Origin of the sequence: Pedobacter quisquiliarum (assembly GCF_014642175.1) — a bacterium.
GTDB lineage: Bacteria > Bacteroidota > Bacteroidia > Sphingobacteriales > Sphingobacteriaceae > Pedobacter > Pedobacter quisquiliarum.
The window spans coordinates 1-18,607 of record NZ_BMIL01000004.1; the positions used below are offsets into that span (position 1 = coordinate 1).

The 18,607-nt window shown below is 46.8% G+C and carries 15 protein-coding genes; 9 read left to right on the forward strand and 6 right to left on the reverse strand.

The window, feature by feature from the left end; genetic code table 11:
* Positions 1–249: 249 nt before the first annotated feature.
* From IEW69_RS06650 to IEW69_RS06665, 4 genes are all read right to left on the reverse strand, one after another.
* The gene (locus tag IEW69_RS06650; protein WP_188626064.1) at positions 250–789 is read right to left on the reverse strand and encodes an ORF6N domain-containing protein; all 540 of its coding nucleotides are present in this window, start codon (positions 787–789) and stop codon (positions 250–252) included.
* Between the two features lie 56 nt (positions 790–845).
* Positions 846–980, reverse strand: coding sequence for a hypothetical protein (locus tag IEW69_RS06655; RefSeq protein ID WP_229663558.1), 135 nt, complete (start codon positions 978–980; stop codon positions 846–848).
* A 75-nt stretch (positions 981–1,055) separates the two neighbouring features.
* The gene (locus IEW69_RS06660; protein WP_188626066.1) at positions 1,056–2,864 is read right to left on the reverse strand and encodes a serine hydrolase domain-containing protein; all 1,809 of its coding nucleotides are present in this window, start codon (positions 2,862–2,864) and stop codon (positions 1,056–1,058) included.
* Positions 2,851–4,485 carry an amidohydrolase gene (locus IEW69_RS06665; protein ID WP_188626067.1) on the reverse strand — a complete coding sequence of 545 codons (1,635 nt, stop codon included), beginning with the start codon at positions 4,483–4,485 and terminating at the stop codon, positions 2,851–2,853. The genes IEW69_RS06660 and IEW69_RS06665 overlap by 14 nt, the downstream gene beginning before the upstream one ends.
* A 114-nt stretch (positions 4,486–4,599) precedes the next feature.
* Here IEW69_RS06665 and mutL point away from each other — a divergent pair, with 114 nt between their 5' ends.
* The 7 genes from mutL to IEW69_RS06700 all read left to right on the forward strand — a co-directional run bounded on the left by mutL (position 4,600) and on the right by IEW69_RS06700 (position 12,853).
* Positions 4,600–6,450, forward strand: a complete 1,851-nt coding sequence (gene mutL, locus IEW69_RS06670; protein WP_188626068.1) for a DNA mismatch repair endonuclease MutL — start codon at positions 4,600–4,602, stop codon at positions 6,448–6,450.
* A 2-nt stretch (positions 6,451–6,452) separates the two neighbouring features.
* Positions 6,453–7,196, forward strand: a complete 744-nt coding sequence (locus IEW69_RS06675; protein ID WP_188626069.1) for a rhomboid family intramembrane serine protease — start codon at positions 6,453–6,455, stop codon at positions 7,194–7,196.
* Entirely contained in the window at positions 7,189–8,052 is an 864-nt protein-coding gene (locus IEW69_RS06680; RefSeq protein ID WP_188626070.1) for a rhomboid family intramembrane serine protease, read from the forward strand. Before IEW69_RS06675 ends, IEW69_RS06680 begins: the two co-directional genes overlap by 8 nt.
* Positions 8,052–9,164 carry an endonuclease/exonuclease/phosphatase family protein gene (locus tag IEW69_RS06685; RefSeq protein WP_188626071.1) on the forward strand — a complete coding sequence of 371 codons (1,113 nt, stop codon included), beginning with the start codon at positions 8,052–8,054 and terminating at the stop codon, positions 9,162–9,164. The genes IEW69_RS06680 and IEW69_RS06685 overlap by 1 nt, the downstream gene beginning before the upstream one ends.
* 18 nt (positions 9,165–9,182) lie before the next feature.
* The gene (gene cysS / locus IEW69_RS06690; RefSeq protein ID WP_188626072.1) at positions 9,183–10,649 is read left to right on the forward strand and encodes a cysteine--tRNA ligase; all 1,467 of its coding nucleotides are present in this window, start codon (positions 9,183–9,185) and stop codon (positions 10,647–10,649) included.
* Between the two features lie 34 nt (positions 10,650–10,683).
* On the forward strand, positions 10,684–11,544 hold the full coding sequence (locus tag IEW69_RS06695) for a nuclear transport factor 2 family protein (RefSeq protein WP_188626073.1): 861 nt from the start codon (positions 10,684–10,686) through the stop codon (positions 11,542–11,544).
* A gap of 418 nt (positions 11,545–11,962) precedes the next feature.
* Positions 11,963–12,853 (forward strand): glycerophosphodiester phosphodiesterase family protein, encoded by an 891-nt coding sequence (locus tag IEW69_RS06700; protein ID WP_188626074.1) that lies wholly within the window; start codon positions 11,963–11,965, stop codon positions 12,851–12,853.
* A gap of 172 nt (positions 12,854–13,025) precedes the next feature.
* On the opposite strand, the gene IEW69_RS06705 is transcribed toward IEW69_RS06700, so the two are convergent.
* Positions 13,026–14,384 carry a peptidylprolyl isomerase gene (locus tag IEW69_RS06705; protein ID WP_188626075.1) on the reverse strand — a complete coding sequence of 453 codons (1,359 nt, stop codon included), beginning with the start codon at positions 14,382–14,384 and terminating at the stop codon, positions 13,026–13,028.
* Between the two features lie 181 nt (positions 14,385–14,565).
* Here IEW69_RS06705 and IEW69_RS06710 point away from each other — a divergent pair, with 181 nt between their 5' ends.
* Together IEW69_RS06710 and rdgB are read left to right on the forward strand one after the other, a co-directional pair.
* Entirely contained in the window at positions 14,566–15,261 is a 696-nt protein-coding gene (locus tag IEW69_RS06710; RefSeq protein ID WP_188626076.1) for a hypothetical protein, read from the forward strand.
* Positions 15,261–15,830 (forward strand): RdgB/HAM1 family non-canonical purine NTP pyrophosphatase, encoded by a 570-nt coding sequence (rdgB, locus tag IEW69_RS06715; RefSeq protein WP_188626077.1) that lies wholly within the window; start codon positions 15,261–15,263, stop codon positions 15,828–15,830. Before IEW69_RS06710 ends, rdgB begins: the two co-directional genes overlap by 1 nt.
* Here the strand turns inward: rdgB and IEW69_RS16900 are convergent.
* Positions 15,807–18,602 (reverse strand): OstA-like protein, encoded by a 2,796-nt coding sequence (locus IEW69_RS16900; protein ID WP_229663541.1) that lies wholly within the window; start codon positions 18,600–18,602, stop codon positions 15,807–15,809. The two genes, rdgB and IEW69_RS16900, sit on opposite strands and share 24 nt — an antisense overlap.
* Between the last annotated feature and the right edge of the window lie 5 nt (positions 18,603–18,607).

The following is an 18,607-nucleotide window of genomic DNA, read 5'->3' on the forward strand; positions in this document are numbered from 1 at the left end:
TCTTCAGGAGAATAGAGGCTTCTGAGAGGCGTTAATTTAAATGACACAGTTCCCGTTACACTCCCTTGGCTGCGTTCCTGAAAGATGAATAAAGTAATACTTACGGAAGTGTTTAGACGTAAGGCAAGCCACTTTTAAAGAAATACCGATTACTTCGCGAAAGCCTGCTTATTTTAGACGCGAAAAGTAAGGTTTTGCCTAACTTCCGCTTGCTCCATTGACTTCAATGGACAGCACTTGTTATTTAGTTTACCGGGGATTGATTTTATAACCGATGCTTTTGCGTTCCGGCTTAGGCTGGTCTTTTTTCTCCAGCAGTTCATCCAAGTATTGGAATACCACTTCCATGTTCTTGTCCTGGTTATCCAGTTTCTTTTTGATTTTTTCTACTTCCAGGCGAATTTCGGTATGCTCGCTTAACATCTGCCTGATGCGGGTAAAGGTTCTGATGATCTGTATATTTACCTCTATAGCTGTTTCGCTGTTGAGCACGCTTGACAGCATCGCCACGCCCTGTTCAGTAAAGACATTTGGTGGCTTCCTTAAGCCCATCTTCTCTTTATTGGATATCACATTCTGTGATTTCCAATTCGATAGTTCCTCACTGGTCATCTGGAACATAAAGTCAGCAGGAAAGCGTTTTTCATTCCGTTTTATCGCTTGGTTCAACACACGGGTTTCCACGCCGTACATTGCTGCAAGGTCTCTGTCAAGCATTACTTTATGACCCCTAATCAGGTATATTTTATTGATGATGGTTTCTTCGGATACGACTATGGTCTTGCTCATGCATAAATATATTTATTATTACCTATTCAATTGGTGATGCTTGTTCAGGGTTTCTTTCAGATCCTCAAGGTTACTGGTCTGGTAACTACCGTCTGGCCACATTCCTCCGGGATCCGTAGTCTCATTGGGTTATTAAATGCATATGTATACGGTGAACATCTTCTGCCTTTCTCCGCCAGCGGATCAATCACACTCCACCTCCCAATTACCGGATCATAGAACCTTGCCCGCAAATCTTGCTGTTTTTTTTAATTTATGTTTTAGTGTTATTTATCGATTGCTTTATTGATGACATCCTGGATCCTGCCGCGAACGGAGAGTTTTGAGAGCTGGTCGGAAACTAGTGGATGTACCCGGTTAGAAAGGAATACATAAACTAAGCCTCTGGCCGGGTCAACCCAAACACAGGTTCCGGTGTAGCCGGTATGGCCGTAAGTCATGTTAGAAGCCGTTTCTGAAGGGTACTTTTTGGTCAAGTCCGGATCCCATCTGTCAAAGCCCAGACCCCGGCGACTAACCGATGATTGCTTTGCTGTAAACATGTTTACCGTTTCGGGTTTGAAATACGTCGTTCCACCATAAGTGCCTTTGTTCAATAACATCTGGTACAGAATGGCTACATCATTGGCGCTTGCAAACAATCCGGCATGGCCGGAAACACCACCAACCATTGCTGCACCCTGGTCATGTACGTATCCATTAAGCAAGGTTTTGCGGAAGTAGGTGTCGTTCTCTGTAGGTACAATCTGATCTCTGGAGAAGCGGTTTCTTGGTAGGAAACCAGCAGTTTGCATGCCTAGCGGCTCATAAAACTCCTTAGCAACGTATTCGTTCAGTGGTTTGCCACTCAGGCGTTCCACCATGTCTTTCATTACGTACATGCTGATGTCGCTGTACACATACTTGCCACGTGTTTTGATAGGTGAATTTAACATCTGTGGCCACATGATGTCCTCAAAGTAGTTTTTGCGCATGTAATAACCATCCGCTACTTTGGTGGGGAAGGCTTCAGATGAATCTGCACTGTGGTCAGACGCCTTTACCGCATTGTAAAATGGGATGAAGGGAATGAAACCGGCTTGGTGCAGCATTACTTCACGCACGTTGATGTTGTTCATCGGACTGATCCGTGCACGCGGGATGTATGCGCCTACAGTGGTATCCAGGTTCATTTTCTGCTGTTCAACCAGGCGCATCACGGCAGGGGTAGTCGCCGAAGTTTTGGTTATGGAAGCCAGGTCGAAGATGTCGGTTACCTTTTCCGCAGGCCCATCCGTATAGGTGTGCTTGCCGTATGCTTTGTTAAAGATCACTTTGCCATCTTTTGCCACCAGTACCACCATACCTGGCGCTGCTTTTCCGCGGATTGCTTCTGCTGCGATCTTGTCGATTTCCTTGAGGTCATCAGCATTCACACCGGCATCTTCTGGTAACGTATATTTAAGTCGGGTTGCGGTGGTGTTAAAACCTGAACCAAGGGTGTACTTAGCGGAGTATGCTACTTTTAACTTCCCTGTTGCCGGAATGCCTCCGAAGATAATCTGCGGTACCAAAGCTGCTGCTTCTGGATCCAGTGCTGGTGTCCATACGATTGGCGCGTCCAGCATATCGAAGGAAGCTAAAGCATTGCCATTGCCGAAGAGTGCAACGATGACCTGCTTGCTTTTTGCCAGCGTATTGATGAAGTTGATGTATCTGGCGTTGTTGCTCTCCGTTGCAGCAAGCGATACCACGACGGTATTGTAGTATTTCAGGTCATCTTCCAGAAAGTTTAAGTCGCGCTGGTCCTTGTAAGCAGCAGCATCGAATGCTGTCACTTTGCTGTATTTGTTCAGCATGCTGTCGATAACCTGCTGCTGCGGCAGTCCCAGATTTACAGAGGCAATCTGCTTTTTGTCCAGCGACTTCAGCGGTATGACCTGATCGTGGTTGTTCAGCAGTACAGTACTGTTGATGATGTTATTGATGGCTGTTAAACGTTGCTGATTGGTTTTGTGATCCTGTGCGCAGGCGTTAAATGTGGTTAGTGCTAGAATGGATAATAAGAAGATGTTCAGGATCTTATTTTTTCTCATATACTTTTTCTCCGTTGATATAGGTTTTTAATACTTGTGTGTTCAGGATTTTAGCGTCATCATTGCTCATGATGTCGTGATCCAGGATGATGAAGTCGGCGAACTTGCCTTCTTCCAGACTGCCTTTTTCTTTTTCTTCAAAGTTTGCTTTCGCTGCCCAGATGGTCATGCCGCGAAGCGCTTCCTCTTTGGTCAATGCATTCTCCATCTGGAAGCCGCCAGCAGGGTAGTTGGCTGCATCTTTTCTGGCCGTTGCCGCATAGAAGGTGAATAGCGGATTGATCTGCTCTACCGGGAAGTCGGTGCCCAGTGGCAACCAGCCGTTCTGTTTAAGCAGCTGCTTGTAAGCGTATGCGCCTTTTACACGTTCATTGCCCAGGCGTTCTGCAGCCCAGTACATGTCTGACGTGGCATGTGTCGGTTGTACGGAGGGTACGATCTTCGCTTTGCCGAACAATGCGAAATCCTCTGGCGCAACCACTTGTGCGTGTTCGATGCGCCATCTGGCATCGTTGGTGCCACCAAGCACCTTATTGTAGATTTTCAGGATGGCACGGTTGGCCGAATCGCCGATGGCATGTGTACACATCTGGAACTTGTTGCGCGCAATCTTTTTAGCCACCTCTTCGAAGTGTTCAGGCTTGCTTAGCAGGAAACCCTGTTTGCCAGGCATATCGCTGTATGGATGCAGCAGGCAGGCACCTCTGGAGCCTAAAGCACCATCAGCATATACTTTGAAAGAACGTACATTCAGCCTGTCGGTCTTTACGGCACCGCGTTTAAACAGGTAGTCGTAGTTCTCCTTTTTATCAGACAGCATGAGGTATAAACGCATTTTCAGCTTGTTTGATGCCTGCAGGCCTTCAATAAATTCGACCAAGGGTGCATCTACACCGCAGTCGTCTATGGTCGTTAAGCCTGCGGCAAAGCAGTTCTTTTGTGCATCAAGCAGGATCTTTTCCTGTTGTTCCGCCGTTGCTGGGGGTATTTTTGAGCTGACCAGATCTACGGCATTATCGATCAGTAAGCCAGTAAGTTTTCCGTTTTTAGCCACAATATCGCCACCGGTAAGTTCGTAGCTGGCTTTGATGCCTGCAGCGTCCAGTGCTTTTTGGTTGGCAATGGCGGCGTGGCCATCGATGCGGGTAAGCAGTACCGGCTGGTTAGGGAAAAGCCTGTCGAGCGCAGCTTTGTCGGGGAACGTCTTATCGGACCAGTCGTTCTGGTCCCAGCCGCGGCCGATGAGCCAGCCTTCGGGATGATCTTTTGCGAAGGCTTCGAGCTTGGCGCAGACTTCTGCCCAGCTTTTGGTGCCGGTAAGATTTGCGCTTTGCAGGCTTTCGCCGTAGCCGTAGAAGTGTGCGTGGGCATCAATAAAGCCCGGGTAAACGGCCTTGCCACCGGCATCTATGCGCTCTGGGGCATCGTAGACCTTTTCAATGTCGGCATTGCTGCCCAGTTCGATGATTTTGCCATCCTTAACGGCGAAGGCTTCCACGGTATCGAACTTATCGTTGACGGTATAAACCTTTGCATTGTAGACAATCAGGTCGGCTTTTTTGCCCATGCAGCTGAAAAGAAGCATGCTACAAAGCAGCAGTGTAGCGTTAAGTTTGTTCATGTTGTTAAAGGTATAAAAAGCTTGTACGGCCTGGGTCATATAACACCTATTATAGAAAAGAAGTTACAGTTAAGGCTAATAATCGCTAAATTAGCGACTTTACCGGAGATTTAAATGTCAGATATAATACAACTCCTACCCGATAGTGTAGCCAACCAGATCGCTGCCGGGGAAGTGGTTCAAAGACCCGCATCGGCAGTGAAGGAATTGCTGGAGAATGCCATAGATGCAGGGGCGAATAAAGTACAATTAATCCTTAAAGACGCAGGAAAAGCATTAATCCAGGTGATTGATAATGGCTGCGGCATGAGTGTTACCGATGCACGTATGTGTTTTGAGCGCCATGCAACTTCTAAGGTGCGCAAAGCGGCGGATCTTTTCGCGATCCGGACCATGGGTTTCCGCGGTGAAGCCATGGCTTCTATTGCCGCCATTTCTCAGGTGGAAATGAAAACCCGCCGTCATGAGGATGAAATTGGCACCATGATCGAGATTGAAGGCGCAACCTTCATTAAGCAGGAGCCCTGTGCAACACCCGCAGGAACCAGCATTTGCATCAAGAATCTTTTCTACAATACCCCGGCACGAAGAAACTTCCTCAGGAGCAATCCTGCAGAGATGCGTCACATCATCGACGAGTTTCAAAGGATCTCTATGGCCAATCCACATATCGCTTTCAGCTTACACAATGACGGACTGGAAGTGTACCGCCTGCCTGCTTCCGGCTTAAAGCAGCGCATTGTGCATTTGCTGGGTAATAATTATAACGAGCGACTGATTCCCGTGGAGGAAGAAACCTCCATCATCAACCTGAAAGGTTTTATTGGTAAGCCGCAGTTTGCGAAGAAGACCAGGGGTGAGCAGTTCTTTTTTGTAAATAACCGCTTTATCAAAGACGGTTATCTGAACCACGCGGTGACCAAGGCTTACGAAGAATTGCTAACCGAAGAGAATTTTCCTTTGTATGTGTTGTTCATTGACATTGATCCGGCAAAGATTGACGTGAACGTGCATCCTACAAAAACGGAGATCAAATACCTGGAAGAAAAGTCGATTTACGCGATTATGCACTCGGCGGTAAAACGTTCTTTGGGGCGCTTCAACATCAGTCCGAGTATAGACTTTGATCAGGAAACCGGTTTCAGCAGCATGATCAGCTTGAAAAAGCCGGAAGACATTGTACCGCCAACCATCAACTTCAATCCGGACTTCAATCCTTTTGGGGAGAGCAAGAGTACCTCACGCGAGTATGCGTACCAGAATGCTAATGATTACAAAGCTGCACCAGTTAGCAAAAACTGGGGCTCATTATATGAGATTGTAAAACACCAGCCAGAGGAACAATCGACCTTGGAGCTGGCGCCCGAAGGGGAGGATGAGCAACTTGCACCCGTGCAGAAACAACTGATGCAGGTGCATAATAAATACATCATGTCCCAGATTAAGTCGGGCATTATGGTGATTGACCAGCAGGCTGCCCATGAGCGGATTCTGTATGAGCGTTTCCTGCTGCACCTGGAAGACCGTAAAGGCGCATCACAGCAAAGTCTGTTTCCGCAGACCGTGACTTTAAGTCCGAACGACTTTGAGCTTGCAAAAAGCTTGTTGGATGACATTAAGAGCCTTGGCTTTGAAGTTCGCGAGTTTGGGAAGAACACGCTGGTGATTGAAGGCATTCCGGTAGACCTCGGCAGCAACACTTTTAACGAGACCCAGCTGTTTGAACATCTAATTGAAGGTTTTAAAAACTCACAGCAGGAATTGAAGTTAGATAAAAGGGATGCACTGGCGAGAAGTATGGCCAGGAACAGCTCGATAAAAAGTGGTGTTTCGCTTGCGCAGGAAGAGATGAATACTTTAATTGAACAACTTTTTGCCTGCAAGACCCCTAACTACAGCATCAGCGGTAAGCCAGTTATTCAGACCATTGGACTGACCGAGATAGATAAAAAATTTGACCGATAAACATGAATAATATCCAGATCCCACCAGTAGTTAAGAACCTGCTGATCATAAACATTCTTTTCTTTGTTGCGACCTGGGTTATGCAATCCAAAGGTATTGACCTGGCATTTTATCTGGGTGCTTTCTACTTTGATTCGCCACTGTTTAAGATCTGGCAGCCGATAAGCTATATGTTTATGCATGGTGGCTTTACGCACATCCTGTTCAACATGTTTGCTTTATACATGTTTGGAAGTGTGCTGGAGAACCGCTGGGGGCCGAAGAAGTTCCTGAACTTTTACCTGATTACGGGTTTGGGTGCACTGGCATTACAGCTTCTGGTGCAGTCGATAGAGGTTTATAACATTACCGGATCCATTGTGAATCATGGCGCGGTGACCATCGACCTTGCGGAAGGGATGGCGGGCACCAACCTGACCGGGCTTACACGTGAGCAGAGTCAGACCCTACTGGGCATTTATATTGGCCCAATGGTGGGCGCTTCCGGTGCGATCTTCGGCTTGCTCGTTGCTTTTGGGATGTTGTATCCGAATGTTGAAATGTACATCATGTTTATTCCGGTAGCCATTAAGGCAAAGTACATTATGCCGGTTTATATCGTTATTGAGTTATTCCTGGGTGTTGCAAAGTTTCAGGGGGATTCCGTGGCGCACTATGCGCATTTGGGCGGCGCCCTGCTTGGCTTCATTCTGGTGAAATTATGGAAGGACAAGGATAGACATACTTATTACGATTATTATGAATAACGGCCTATTAGAAGATTTGAAGTACAAAGTGTTTCGTTCAGGCAATCCGATATTCTTATACATCGGGCTGAATGCAATCATCTTTATCGTGACAGCACTGTTGGGTGTGATGGTGTTTCTTTCCGGTAATGGCACGGGTGGTGTTTCGGCCATTGTTAGTGAATACTTCGCCTTTCCGGCAGATGTGACCGCACTGCCGCTGCGTTTTTATACGCTGTTGACCTACATGTTCTTCCACGATGGGTTTTTCCACGTACTTTTCAACATGTTGTGGGTTTACTGGCTGGGCACCATTTTCATGAATTTTTTGAGCAGCAGACAGTTTCATTTTGTGTACCTCGCAGGAGGTATTGCAGGTGCACTGTTTTTTACCGCTGCTTTTTATGCCTTCCCGGTGTTCCGCCCGGCAATTCCAACCGCACACTTGATTGGGTCCTCGGCAGCAGTAATGGCCATTGTGGCTGCGACTGCAACGCTGGTGCCTGATTACGAGATACGCATGCTGTTCCTGGGGAACGTGAAGCTGAAATACCTTGCATTGGCATATATCCTGTTGTCGTTAATTGGCGTCGGATCTGCAAACGCGGGTGGCAATATCGCACATATTGGCGGTGCACTGCTTGGCTTTGCTTACATCCGGGTACTTCGCGGGGGCACAGACTGGAGCAACCTGTTTAAGAAGAAGCCGAAGCTGAAGGTCGTGAAAAATCAGACCTATAAACCTGCTTCATCTAAATCCGGCTCGGGTATTGCACAAAGTGAGATTGATGCGATTTTAGATAAGATCTCTAAAACCGGTTACGATAAATTGAGTAAGGAAGAGAAGGAAACTTTGTTTAAAGCGAGTAATCATTAATGAAGCGGAGGAAACTAACCTTTTTAGATATTTTAGTTAGACTGCTGGCATTGGGGCTCATCATTGCGCTGATCCTCGGTAGTCTGGCGGGTTATGTGGATCCACGTAAAAGCAAGTACATCCCGTTCTTCGGACTTTCTTATCCGTATTTTCTGTTGTTGAACATCTTTATGGCCAGCTGGTGGATCATCCGTCGCCGCTGGGTATTGGCGTTTTCTACGGTGCTGATCATTGGCCTGGGCTGGAATGCACTGACCTCTACTTTCCGGTTTACCGGTGAAGCAGGGATAGGTCCGAAAGCAGATACGTCATTGGTTCGGATGATGACTTACAATGTCCACGGTTTCCGCCCATTTGAGGCCGGGAATTCAGACTCTGTGAAAAGTCAGATTCTCAGTATCATTAAAGCAGAGAACCCTGATGTGATTGCCATGCAGGAATATTATACACGTCGCAAGGGCAGTTATGATATGACGGACAGCCTTCAGGATATCCTCAAAACCCCATATTTCTACTTTTACCCATCTATGGAGAATGATTATGAAGCCAACGGTTTAGCGATCTTTTCCAAGTATCCGATCAAGAAGAAAGGATTTATTGAGTTTGAGGGCACCCATAATGGGAATGCCAGCATTTACGTGGATCTGAAAGTGAAGAATACGACCCTGCGGGTGTATAATGTGCACCTGCAAAGCATCTCCTTTGGTCCGGGTGATTACGAGTACATCAATAAAGTAAGGGAGAAGATGGACCCGGAACTGGGTTCCTCCAAGCGGATCCTGTACATGCTGAACATGGCTTTTAAGAAGCGCAGCAAGCAGGTCGACATCATGAAGAATCATATGGACTCCTGTACGACGCCTTTTTTGATCGCCGGGGATTTCAATGATACGCCAGCTTCTTACGCGGTGACGCAGCTCACCAGCAAGCTGAACAAGAGTTTCGATGAGCAGGGAAAAGGCCTTGGGCGCACCTATAACGGTAAATTCCCGAACTTCCAGATTGACTATATCGCAACAACGAAAGACATAGAGATCATCAACCACCTGGTGAAAAATGCCAGATTGTCTGACCATTTTCCGGTCCGTGCTGATCTGAGACTAAATCCATAATATCTAATTTTCATTCAAATGATAGACGGCTTACAGCTTTATAATACCTTATCCAGAAAGAAAGAACTTTTTGTGCCTTTAAACAGTCCGAATGTCGGGATGTACGTTTGTGGTCCCACCGTATACAGCGATGTGCATTTGGGGAACTGCCGTACGTTCATCTCTTTTGACCTGATTTTCCGGTACTTAAAGTACTGCGGTTATAAGGTACGTTACGTGCGGAACATTACCGATGCGGGGCACCTTGAAGGCGACCGTGATGAGGGTGATGATAAGTTTGCAAAACGCGCCAAGCTGGAGCAGCTGGAGCCGATGGAGATTGTGCAGAAGTATACGCTGGGCTTCCATGAGGTGCTTGGGATGTTTAACACTTTGCCGCCGAGCATTGAGCCGACGGCTACAGGCCACATCATTGAGCAGATTGAAATGGTGAAGGAGATTATTGATAAAGGCTTTGCGTACGAAATTGGTGGCAATGTTTATTTCGATGTGGAGAAGTACAGTGAAAAATATAACTACACGATATTAACGAACCGGAACCTGGAAGACATGCTGCACAATACCCGCGCGTTGGGTGGGCAGGATGAGAAGAAAGGTCGGTTGGACTTTGCACTGTGGATTAAGGCGAAGCCGGAGACCTTGATGCAGTGGCCTTCGCCATGGGGCATGGGTTTCCCGGGCTGGCACATTGAGTGTTCGGCGATGAGCTCGAAGTACCTGGGTCATGAGTTTGATATCCACGGCGGTGGGATGGACCTTGCTGCTACGCACCATACGAACGAAATTGCACAGTCTGAAGCATGTAACCACGTGCAACCTGCGAAGTACTGGATGCATACGAACATGCTGACAGTGAACGGCACAAGGATGTCTAAAAGCGCTGGAAACGGGTTTTTACCACATCAGCTGTTTACAGGCGATCATCCTTTGCTTAAGAAGGGCTTTAGCCCGATGACGGTTAAGTTCTTTATGCTGCAGGCCCATTACCGCAGTACGCTGGATTTCTCCAATGATGCGCTGGATGCTTCGGAAAAGGGTTTCAGGAGGTTGATGAATGCCGTGCACGTGATGGATAAGCTTGTGGCTGATGAAGCCGGTGTAAGTGATTTCGACATCGCCAGCATCAAGGAGAATTGCATTGCTGCGATGAACGACGATTTTAACAGTCCGGTGGTGATTGCAGAGCTGTTTGAGGCTGCAAGGATCATCAATACGGTTTACGACGGCAAAGGTAAGATCAACGCTGCGGATCTGGAACTGCTGAAAAGCGTGATGCAGGAGTTCCTGTTTGACGTTTTCGGGTTGAAAGATGAGGATGCTTCCAATGAGGAGCTGAACTCGGTGCTTGACCTCGTGATTGACATTCGCCAGGCGGCGAAAGAGAACAAGGATTATGCAACATCGGACAAGATTAGAATTGGTTTGCAGTCGATGGGCATCCTGTTAAAAGACAGTAAAGAAGGAACCACCTGGAATAAAATGTAATACAAACCTTATATTAGCACAAATAACGAAGATCATGATGTTTAAAAATATACTTACCACGGTAGTTGCGACGACCATTGCGCTGTCTGGTTTTGCACAGAAGAATGACGGTACGACCAAGTCGCTAGTGAATACAGAGAAAGATTTTGCGGCTAGTGTTGCAAAGAATGGTACCAAGGAAGCTTATGCACAATACGCTGCTTCGGATGCGATTACGTTTGCACCAAATCCGGTGAATGCCGGAGATTATCATGCTAAAGGCGCAGACAGCAAGGGCTTGAGCTGGACACCTGCATATGCGAAGGTTTCTAAGAGCGGTGACTGGGGTTTCACTTCGGGTGCATACATCCATGAGGGTGCGGAGAAGACCTATGGTGATTACCTGAGCATCTGGAAGATGGTTAACGGCAAGTGGCAGCTGGCGCTTGATCTTGGTACGACACACAACAAGCCTTTGAACAAGGTAACGCCGAAGTTCATTGAGCCTGCTTCGTTTGTGAAGCCGAAATACACCAATGATAAGGATATTGCAACGGGGAAAGGGATTATCCTGACGACTGAAAAGACGCTTGAGACTTCTTTGAAATCATACGGCATTGCGGCGTTTTCAGGGTTCCTGAGCAACGATGCGAGGTTGTTGTTTCCTGGTCGTGAGCCGATCATTGGGAAAGACAATATGCTTGCTTTTTACAACAGCATGGTGAGCAAGATCTCTTTCAAAACTACCAAAGCAGATAAAGCACTAGGTGGTGATCTGGCTTATACTTATGGTGTTGCTACGATCGATTACAAAGCGGATCTTAGAGAGAGCTTCCATTACGTGAACATATACGAGCGTCAGGCAGACCATAACTGGAATCTGATCCTGCAGATCTACACCCCTGCGGAACGCTAGTAGATACGATATTTCGGAGAGGGTTTCTTATTCATTTAAGGAACCCTTTTCTTTTTACAATAGCAATCAACTTCTTTTTTACAACAGCAATTAACGGATAATGACGTTTTGGGCGTTAATCTAAATAGAACTGGGCGCAATGTTAATTTGAGAGATTAGGGGATTTTTAAGAAATGCTCAAAGCTTAATGGCCCTATGATTATTGGAGTGTTTAGGAGACGCGAGATAGGGTTGTTGAGGGTCTTAAATCTGAATGTTGATAATTTTAGCAGGTTAACCGGCCTGAAAAGGCTTGGCGCTATGATCGTTAATGATGGTCGGGTACATTGGTTCTGGACAATTTAATATTAGAAGAATCCAGTGTCGAAACGCACTGGATGAAAGCATATAAGCGTAACGCTACATATACACTTGATACATGAAAAAAGCATACTTAATTATTTCCCTGGCCGCACTGAGTTTGAGTGCATCGGCGCAGAAGTTTGATTTACAGGGGCACATGGGTGCTCGTGGTATAATGCCTGAAAATACGGTAGGCGGCATGATCCGCGCCTTGGATCTGGGTGTTACAACCCTGAATATGGATGTGGTCATCACGAAAGACCGGCAGCCGGTATTGTCGCATGAACCCTATTTCAACCATGAGTTCAGCCTAACCCCGCAAGGCAAAGAGATTACCTTGAAGGATCAGAAGAACTATAACATCTTCAAGATGGATTATGAGCAGGTGAAGAAATTTGATGTCGGCAGTAAGGTGCACGCCCGTTTTCCGGGGCAGCAGAAGTACAAAGCTTACAAGCCTCTGCTGGCTGAAGTGATCGACTCGGCCGAAGCACATGCGAAAGCAACAAAGCGCGCAAAGCCATTCTACAACATTGAGACAAGCTTAATCCGTAAAGGTGATGTGGAATTTCAGCCTGAAGCTTCTGAGTTCGTGGAGCTGATTATGGCAGTGGTTAATGAAAAGAAGATTGCGAAGCGGGTGATGATCCAGTCCATCGACATCCGTACACTGCAGTACCTGCATGCGCACTATCCAAAGATTAAGACATCGCTGGTTGTAGACGAAAAGGTCGACCTGGAGCAGAACATAGAGGCACTTGGATTTAAGCCTACCGTTTATAGTCCGTACCATGTGCTGGTGGGGAAGGGCTTGGTGGAGCGCTGCCACAATCTGGGCATAAAGATTATTCCATGGACGGTAAATTCGGTGAAAGACCTGAACTACCTGATGGGGCTGGGTGTAGATGGGGTTGTGTCAGACTTCCCGAACATCTTCCAGATGGTGAAGCCAGCGAAGAAAAGGTAATTACAAAAAGAAGCGCCTGATCAGATGATGATCAGGCGCTTCTTTTTGTATACTATTCCGGGTTATGTAGATTAGTCCAGTTCTGGGGATTTTTCCGCTTTGGTGATTATTCCGGTTTGGTCATTATTCCGGGTTTGTGAATTGTTCCGGGTTTTGTGGCTGTTGATGGCTATTACTTAGCAGCACCTTTTGTCCATATTTTAAGGTCGCTACAGTCGGTGAACTCATCGTCTATCTTGATGTAGGTGTTTTCGCGACGTTTCTCGAACCATTCGCTTAGTACCTTGTCCATTTTCTCTTCCTGTGCACGTTCTTTGAACTTTGCGTAATCCTGCTCCAGGTTACCCTTGTGCGGTGGAATCTTAGATTTCAACAAGATAATCTTGTAACCTTCTTTGCCGTCCTGGCCGGTAAAAGGAACAGGTCTGGAAACACTACCAACTTTCATCGTGTCAATTACAAGGAAGTCGCCTGGTTCAATTTTGTCTGCAGGGATGTATGTTGTTCTTGCGGTAACGTTATCCGAGAATAACTTCATACCGCCGTTGTACTTACTTTCCTTGTCGCTCGAGTAAAGTGAAGCGGCAGTTGAGAATGGCAGCTTTTTATCTGTGATGTTTTTGTAGATGGAATCAGCGTGTAACTTCAGACGTTCCATGCTTTGAGGCGTGGTTTGCGGACGCACAAGGATGTGGCGTGCATGAACCTGTTCACCACGGCGTTCAATAACTTGTAGAATGTGGTATCCAAACTCGGTTTCGAATACCGGGGAAACCTCACCAGCTTTAAGTTTAAACGCCCAGGCAGTAAATTCTTTCGCCATTACGGTTCTATCGAAGAAACCAAGGTCACCACCATCTGCTGCGGAACCAGGATCCTCAGAGTAGGTTTTAGCAAGGAAGCCGAAGTCTTCACCGCTCTTAACACGAAGTCTGATCGCATCCAGCTTGTCGTAATATCTTTGTTTTTCTGCTTTGGTTAATTCCGGGTGCATCACGATCTCACCAATCTCATACTCTGTATTGATGTCTGGAAGACTATCTTTCGAGTAAGATTCGAAGTATTTCTTTACTTCGATAGGGGTTACGTATACGTTCTCGGTGATTTTACCCTGCATCTTGTTGGCAATAAGTTGATCACGTACATCCGGTCTGATTTCGTCTTTGTACTGCAGTACGGAACGGTTAAGGAAAGTTTCTAAACGATCCTGACCACCAGCACGCTGGATCTGGTAACGCATCCTTCTGTCTACCTCATTATCCACCTGATCGTCTTCCACATACACGGAGTCGATTTCAGCTTGTTGTTTCAGAAGTTTTTGTACCAGCATTTGCTGTAAGATGTAGCATTTTACCTTTTCATCAGGTGGGTTACCCTGGTTAAGGTACATCACATACTGCTGATTGAGCTCAGAAGCGAGGATGATGTTGTTACCCAGAACCGAAACCACTTTATCGATGTTCTTTTTCTGGGCTTGAACGTTTAAAAACAAGCAGATTAATCCGCCTGCAATAAATAAAAATTTCTTCATTCTGTTTTGTCCTGTTTTGTATAAACGGTTTCCCTGTAGGTACTACTTCTGCTTTGTTTAGAAAAGGCTCAGATCATCGGGCAAACAATTCATATTAAGGTATAAAAGTAACAATTTAAGGGGCTATAATAAGATATTTAACTAATTTTAACAGAAAAATGATTCCTGTTCTAAGCATAGCATGTCTGATCAATTAACGAACAATCCCGAAGCTTTACGCCTTTTTTTTACAGAAGAAATTTACCTGGTTGATGCGCCTCAGCATCGTGCTGGAAGTGTTTCTGAGCGTGTTCACGACAAGGTTGTTGGAGATATTTCTGAGCATGGCCATGTTTCTGGAGAAGTTTCTGAGGATGTTCAAGACTATGTTCCTGGAGATGTTCATCGAGCGGTTCCAGTAATAAATGGAGTTGATGGAGCGGTACCGGATTTGAGTAATGTAGAACAGGATTCATTGCCTGCGATACCCGATGCATCTGCGCCTGCTACTCAGCCTTTCAGTTACGTAGGTGCCAATGAGCGGAACATCCTGATTCTTGTGAACGATGACCGTTATCCGGTGAGTACGCTGGAGGGTCGTGAACTGTTGGGCAACATCCTTAAAGCAATTGGTTTGAACAGGAATGATTGTGCGTTGGTAAACTATACAACCTGCAGTGGTGCAAGCTTTCAGCAGTTGAATGACTTCTTCAAACCGCAGTATGTCTTTGCATTTGGTGTTACGCCAGAACAGTTGGACATACCAGGTGCGGGGTACAACAGCATCGTGCAACAGGGCCAAAGCAAACTGATTTTTTCCAGCAATCTGGATGCGCTTAGTGGTGACGCCACTACGAAAAAGCTGCTTTGGGGCAGTCTTAAACAAATCAAACTTTAATGAAACAACTCGTTTTCGCAACACATAACAAGAATAAACTCGCAGAGGTGCAGTCGATCCTGCACGGTAGGTACGAGGTGCTCGGCTTAACCGAGCTCGGACTAACGGATGAAATCCCGGAAGATGGAAGCAGCTTCGCGGAAAATGCATCTTTAAAAACGCACTATGTCTATGAAAGGCTTCAGCTGGATTGCTTTGGTGATGACAGCGGATTGGAAGTAGAAGCCTTGAATCAAGAACCGGGGATCTATTCTGCCCGTTACAGCGGTGGTGGCGATGCCGCCAATACTCAACTCGTGTTGCAGCGAATGACGGGGATCAGCAACCGTAAAGCGCGGTTTAAAACGGTAATTTCGTTGCTTGTAGATGGAGAGGAGCACTTTTTCGAAGGACAGCTTAATGGCATAATCGTCCATGAACCGCGAGGTTCACATGGCTTTGGCTACGATCCGATATTCCAGCCTGATGGGTACGATATTACGCTTGCGGAAATGACGATGGCGGAAAAGAACGCCATTAGCCATCGGGCACTTGCCATGAAAGCTTTACTGGACTGGCTTCTTCTTTAAGGTATCCAAAACATTAGATTTCGAGTTACTAGTTGACGTGTTTGCAGGTTTGGCTGTAGTGGTCGGTTTCTCTGCAGTTGTTGTTGGCTTAGGTGTGGTTGCTGCGGATTTAGCAGCAGATCCCGCTTTCCCTTTTGTGTCAGTCCTTTTCACATCACCATCTCCCGAGGTTGTTTCTTCTGCTTCTGAAGCTGCGGCATTAGTGTTTTTTCCCGCAGTTGTAGTTCCTTTAGCGCTTGTTCCTTTAGGATTTTTTGGATCAGATTTCCGCTCATCAGACTGTTGCGCATCCGGATCTTTGTTGTCCTTTTCAGCGCCATCTGCATTAGCACCTGCCTTTGTTTTTGGCCCAACAGGCTTCTTCGAAGGCGTCGCTTTCCTCGCTTTCGGATTGGTGATGTCGCGCTTGGACAATGGCCTCAGCTCTGGTTTCCACATGAAGCCAGTCAGAAACACATCTTCATCCAGCTTGGACAGCGGTGTAATGGCACTTTCCGCTTCCTTGATGGTCACCAGGTCGGCAATCTCATCGTCCTTGAACGTGATTTTTAGCCTGCTGCTCACCGTCTGGTTCATTTCCTTATAAACATTATTATCGTCTTTTGTGAAGTAGATGCTTTCCGCATTACCATCCACATAAAGGCTCTGGATCTTGCCTTCCTTGAAGAAGCCGGTCATCACCTTACCTTTCACCTGGTTGAAGTGTGCAGAATCTTTCTCTACATTCACCGAAAAAGCGGATTGCAGTACCTGTACTGAGCTCAGCTTGGAGTTCTTCATCTGCAGGTAGATTGTATCACCAGTTTGTTGTGAGCCTTCACCCCACATAATTGGGTTCTTAAACCATCTGAGGGTCGAATCCGCACTATTGTAGAAGAGGGAATCTGACTTCGCCTGCAGGTTGGATTTGTACACCCGGACATTATGGTAGGCCTTAATGGCACGCACTTTCACGGTATCCGTAGGGTCTAATATAACAGGGGGCTTAGCTGCGGCTTTGTTTTTTGTGGTATCCTTCGCAGCGGCGGATTTTCCTCCGTTCGCAGCTGAAGCTTTGCCTGTACTTGCTGCGGCATTTATTGTCTTCGAAGCAGCGTTTTTTGTGCTTTTCGCGGTTCCTGCAGCGGCCTTTATTGCACCAGATGTTGCTTTCGAGATGCTATTTGCCGCATTGGTCGCCGCAGCCTTTGCATTAGCATTCGCTGTTATACCCGAAGCAACTTTTTTTAAGCTATCTGCAGCAGCTTTGGAAAGACCATTTCCAGTTGCAGCGACCTTCTTTAAACTATCTGCAGCAGCATTTAGAATGACCCCAGTAGAATCTGCTCCGGCGATTTTCTTCAGGCTATCTAAACCAATTTCGCCTGCAAGCACAGCATTTTTGAGATCAGGGTTAGCCGCATCCAATTTCTTTGCAGCCGCTGCTGCCTTTGCCGCCGCTCTTGCAGCTTTACCTTTTAGCTTCGGCGCTTTCCCTTGGGGCACTTTGCTCAATGCATCTTTGGAAAGTGAATCTGCAGGGCTGGTTGCCTGGCTGACAGCACCAGCCTTCCCAGCGCCGGTACCAGCAGCTCCGGAAACACCCGAATTACCAGCCTCCTCAGCCTTTCCGCCTGAGCCCTGCCCAGCGGCTTCCGCACTACTTTCCTCTTCCTTCCGCCCGGCAGCTTTCCCGGAAGCCGCTTCCTGCGCTTCCGCATTCCGCTTCTTACGCGCTGCCTTCGGATCTTCGCCATTTTCCGGCGCATCCGATCCAATCTCGTTATCCTTCTTAACCACCGGACGCGGGATTAACTTCAGCGTCTGCCGCAACACCATCTGCGTTTCCAGCGTATCCGCGCCAACCCAGAGTGTATCCGGGCGGAGCACATCATTCACCTTAACCGAGTCCTTTCCCATACCCACATACGGGTTCTTGGTCACCAGTGCACGTTCATCCGCCTTATAGTAATAGCCCAGTTGGCCATAAAGCACAGTACGGTCTACGGTGTCACTGAACACAATGTTACGCACCGCCTTTCCGTACCCTGCAATCCCGTCGTAGTACAAACTGTCGCCCTTCAGCGACTTGCTCCCGGAAGTATATAGATTCTTGCGCCCGAAATAGGCGTATTCCGACTTGGTGTTGTACGCACCATTTTCAGTATATAGATTATCGTCTTTGCCTTTGATGTTGGTTGGGCCGTAGAAATAGGTCCAGCTGTTCAGCGTATTGTAGCGCATGGTGTCTGAAAGGATCCTCACCTCCGGACTCACCACAACCACGTCGTACCTGAAGTACGCATCCCTTGAATTCGCAAAATAGTATCCGTTTTTACTGGTTACCGTCACGTCGTTTTCCGCCTTAGCGCCCTTGCTCACAATCTTGCCACCCTGTACATAGGTACCCACTTTCGTGTTCATGTTATAATCCAGGATGTTCGTCGTCAGCACAGAGGTGCGATCGAGCAGGCGCACATTGCTTGATAAGTGGGCCATCTTCGTGTTCCCATCATAGGTTAGCCGGTCGGAATAGATGTTCACCGTATCCGCCTGATTAATGTGTACATTGTTGTACGCTTCAAAAACGTTGCGTGCTTCAAAAAACACGGCACTATCGCAGCGTAGAATCGCATTATCCTGCTGGAAAACAGGCTTCCGCAGGTATGATATATTCGATTTTAAATCGACGGTACTATGCTGTGAATTCACCAGTGTAATTTTGGTGCGTTTCTGCGCCAGCAAAGTAAAGGGTATCAGTAGAAAAAATAGTAAAAAGTGTAATTTCTGCACAATAC

Excerpts from the sequence above, each read along its gene's own strand:
- mutL (WP_188626068.1), top strand. The coding sequence starts at position 4,600 with ATGTCAGATATAATACAACTCCTACCCGATAGTGTAGCCAACCAGATC.
- IEW69_RS06680 (WP_188626070.1), top strand. The coding sequence starts at position 7,189 with ATGAATAACGGCCTATTAGAAGATTTGAAGTACAAAGTGTTTCGTTCA.
- cysS (WP_188626072.1), top strand. The coding sequence starts at position 9,183 with ATGATAGACGGCTTACAGCTTTATAATACCTTATCCAGAAAGAAAGAA.
- IEW69_RS06660 (WP_188626066.1), bottom strand. The coding sequence starts at position 2,864 with ATGAGAAAAAATAAGATCCTGAACATCTTCTTATTATCCATTCTAGCA.
- IEW69_RS06675 (WP_188626069.1), top strand. The coding sequence starts at position 6,453 with ATGAATAATATCCAGATCCCACCAGTAGTTAAGAACCTGCTGATCATA.
- rdgB (WP_188626077.1), top strand. The coding sequence starts at position 15,261 with ATGAAACAACTCGTTTTCGCAACACATAACAAGAATAAACTCGCAGAG.
- IEW69_RS06650 (WP_188626064.1), bottom strand. The coding sequence starts at position 789 with ATGAGCAAGACCATAGTCGTATCCGAAGAAACCATCATCAATAAAATA.
- IEW69_RS06700 (WP_188626074.1), top strand. The coding sequence starts at position 11,963 with ATGAAAAAAGCATACTTAATTATTTCCCTGGCCGCACTGAGTTTGAGT.
- IEW69_RS06665 (WP_188626067.1), bottom strand. The coding sequence starts at position 4,485 with ATGAACAAACTTAACGCTACACTGCTGCTTTGTAGCATGCTTCTTTTC.
- IEW69_RS06685 (WP_188626071.1), top strand. The coding sequence starts at position 8,052 with ATGAAGCGGAGGAAACTAACCTTTTTAGATATTTTAGTTAGACTGCTG.
- IEW69_RS06705 (WP_188626075.1), bottom strand. The coding sequence starts at position 14,384 with ATGAAGAAATTTTTATTTATTGCAGGCGGATTAATCTGCTTGTTTTTA.
- IEW69_RS06710 (WP_188626076.1), top strand. The coding sequence starts at position 14,566 with ATGTCTGATCAATTAACGAACAATCCCGAAGCTTTACGCCTTTTTTTT.
- IEW69_RS06695 (WP_188626073.1), top strand. The coding sequence starts at position 10,684 with ATGATGTTTAAAAATATACTTACCACGGTAGTTGCGACGACCATTGCG.